The organism is Vibrio sp. 661 (assembly GCF_033339315.1).
Lineage (GTDB): Bacteria > Pseudomonadota > Gammaproteobacteria > Enterobacterales > Vibrionaceae > Vibrio > Vibrio alginolyticus.
Map to the genome: position 1 here is coordinate 1 of NZ_JAWOUJ010000085.1, position 1,218 is coordinate 1,218.

General features: G+C 45.8%; 1 pseudogene. It reads left to right on the forward strand.

Annotated elements, in window-relative coordinates:
• Window positions 1–146: 146 nt before the first annotated feature.
• Window positions 147–1,218, forward strand: a pseudogene (locus tag R7P69_RS24855) (peptidase); the annotation flags it as partial.

The window sequence follows — 1,218 nt, forward strand, 5'->3', positions numbered from 1 at the left end:
ATTTGCAATGTTTTAAATTAGCTTCGCAAAAATTTACCGGGCGCTGGTGGACATCAGTCAGATTTATGTCAAAACTGTAATTAAATTGAGAACTTATAAGTTCTGTTGGCGACTAATTTTATATACCTTGGCTCACACGGATAATCATGATGAAAAAAATGTCTTTGGCTCTGGCACTCTCTAGTGCTCTCCTGATAGCCCCGTTTGGTTGGGCGCAATCCATCTCTGCAACCACGCAAGATCCCATCTATCAACTTGATGATAAGTTAGTTTTAGGGCGGGTCGAAAGTGTGTATTACAGCGAAATTCCTGAGCTAAGTGACGTCCCTTTCATCGGTAAAATTGATACCGGCGCTGACACCACCTCCATGCATGCAGAAAATATTCACGTAAGCAGCAGCAATCCCCAATACAAGAATCTTAAAGATGACAAACTGCTGTGGGCAATTGTCGACGATTTAGGTGGCACGCAAGCCAAATGGGAAGCCAACAGTTTTGAACCTTATCAAGTCACCGTCAGTTTCACGATTCAGCATCCTTATACTGGCAAAGAGATCACGGTAACCGACGATCTTGAGCGCATCAGTGCTATCCGCAGACGCCCTAGCAAAAAACCGATTTTGCGTCCAACCGTAAAAATGCCGATGACGATTGCTGGGCATACGGTAGATACCGTGGTGAACCTTACCTCGCGCAAACAGTTCTCTGCGCCAATCCTGATTGGCAAAACTTACCTAGATGATAACGCGTGGGTGTTTGCTGGGTATGACTACCTGCAAGAACAACCCAACGCGAAAATGATTGGTAAGAAAGAGACGGTAGAAATCGAAGGCATTCCCTACAAAACCAGCGTTTCGACAAGCAGCCGTTACACCAATGTTCACGCTCTCGACATCAAAGTGGATAAAAAAGCCAAGCAAGTGTCGTTTACTTTAGAGGGTGAGAACGGCAAGCGCCATCCTATGACACTGCCATTGGTGCGCATGTTGAAAACCACCAAGAGCGAGCGACCTTTGGTGTATCTGCCTGTCAAGATTGACGAAAACGAAACTCAGCAATGGTTGGTGTACTTACGAGACCGCAGCAAGTTCAGTTCGCAAATCCGTCTGGGCCGAGACGTAGTGAGCCAACATTTCGTAATAGATACCGACAAAGAGAATTTGCTCGGCGGCGTGGAAAAAACCTTTAAGAGTGCACTGAAGTCCAAGCCATTGGTTA